This is a genomic window from Bradyrhizobium zhengyangense (assembly GCF_022012555.1).
In the GTDB taxonomy this organism is placed as follows: domain Bacteria; phylum Pseudomonadota; class Alphaproteobacteria; order Rhizobiales; family Xanthobacteraceae; genus Bradyrhizobium; species Bradyrhizobium zhengyangense.
Genome location: NZ_JAKLTZ010000070.1, coordinates 1 through 1,572 on the forward strand (window position 1 = coordinate 1; position 1,572 = coordinate 1,572).

Annotated in this window: 2 protein-coding genes; both read right to left on the bottom strand. The window is 59.2% G+C overall.

The features are described from left to right. Positions 1-450 (bottom strand): lipocalin-like domain-containing protein (locus L6639_RS42855; RefSeq protein WP_237867365.1); only part of this gene is annotated, 450 nt, incomplete at its 3' end. Between the two features lie 201 nt (positions 451-651). Continuing rightward, positions 652-1,572: MBL fold metallo-hydrolase (locus L6639_RS42860; protein ID WP_237867366.1), on the bottom strand; the 921-nt coding region annotated here is incomplete at its 5' end.

Consider the following 1,572-nt stretch of genomic DNA (forward strand, 5'->3'; position numbering starts at 1 on the left):
CGTCAGTTGATCTCCCGCAACCGCGACGAAGCGCTTCTGTTGCGTGCCATTCCAGTTGGGAAACGAACTGCCTTCGACCTGGATCGCGATGCTGCCGTCTGCTTCGTTCGTCGAATACGTTCCGAAGTAGGTTATCGTGCCGTCGGCGGTCTCTTTGTTCTCCTCGGATGTGCCCTGCCACAGGGCATTACTCGCATATTTGGCTCGATCCGATCGCATCACCGTGATGATGTAGTGCCCATTCCCGTCGAAGAAAGCGATGCCCTTCGGAGCGGCCCCATAACGCTCGATCTTGGTGCCGTCGCTTTTCTTCTGCTCCCACGACAGCAGCGTCCACGTACCGACCAGTTGATCTTTCAACGATTGCTTCTGCCCGATCGCGTCGACTGTCATCATGATAAATCCAGAAGCCGCAATCGCGCACGCGGCGAAAATTGCACGCAAAGTCATCGGTCCATCCCTAGGCAATAGTCTCGACCAGACGCCTGCACGGTACCATGCACAGCCACGCCGGTTGAATCCTTCATCCAGCTATTCAAAGTGCTGGCTGCTTCTTGCCAAGGGCCAGAAGCATCCTGACGTGCCGAGCGGTTCGCCCGCTACCGGCTGCAGTCGTCGTCGCATAGTCATGGCTTAGTGCCACGGGGGATGTCACCCCTTGGCTGCGAATAAGTAGCCGTTGCCATCCTTGGCAAGCGTGCCGACGTTCGGCATCAACCAGTGAGTACCCGAAATGGTGAGCTTGTCGGCGACCGCGCGATCGAAGATCTTCCTTCGCGTTTCCACCGCCATTTGCGGATCCTGATCGATCGAGAGCTGCCACTCGGGATGTGTTGCAATGTGGGGCGCAAGATTGACCACGTCGGCGCTGATCAGGAACTGCTCGCCGCCGGAAGCGACGAGATGCGCGACCATTCCCGGGCTATGGCCGGGCACCTCAATTGCGTGCACGCCAGGCAGGAGTTCAGGTTCTCCCTCGAATGTCCTGACGTTTTTCCAAGTCGCCACGGTAGCCTGAATGCGCCGCGCGAGGCCCTTGCGCGTCGGTCCGAGATCGAGTGACTCGACCCCTGGGCGCGTCCACCATTTCAATTCCGCGGCGGGCACTACGATGTCGGCATCCGGGAAGACCTGCGCATCGCTCTCATTGTTCATGAGGCCATAAATGTGGTCGCCGTGGAGATGGGAGATGAGGATCGTCTTGACTGCCTTGGGGTCAAGGCCCGCCGCCGCCATGCTCTCGAATAACCGGCCGTTCCCCTCGCCATAAATCGAATGACCGCCCGTACCCGCGTCGATCAGGACCACTTGATCGCGCAGCTTGAGCGCCATGACGATAAACCGCACGGGCGCCTGATTCTCGGGAAAACCGGCACCACGCAACACGGTCTTCACTTGGTCGGCGCTGACATTCCTGACCATACCGTCGCGCAGCGGCGCCTCCCGCATGCCATCGATCAGGGAGAAGACCTCAATGTCGCCGACCTTGTATTTGCGGAAAGGTTGAGTGACGGACTGTTGAGCGTAAGCCGCGTCGACAAAGGTGATCGGCTTATCGAGTCCAAACGCGGC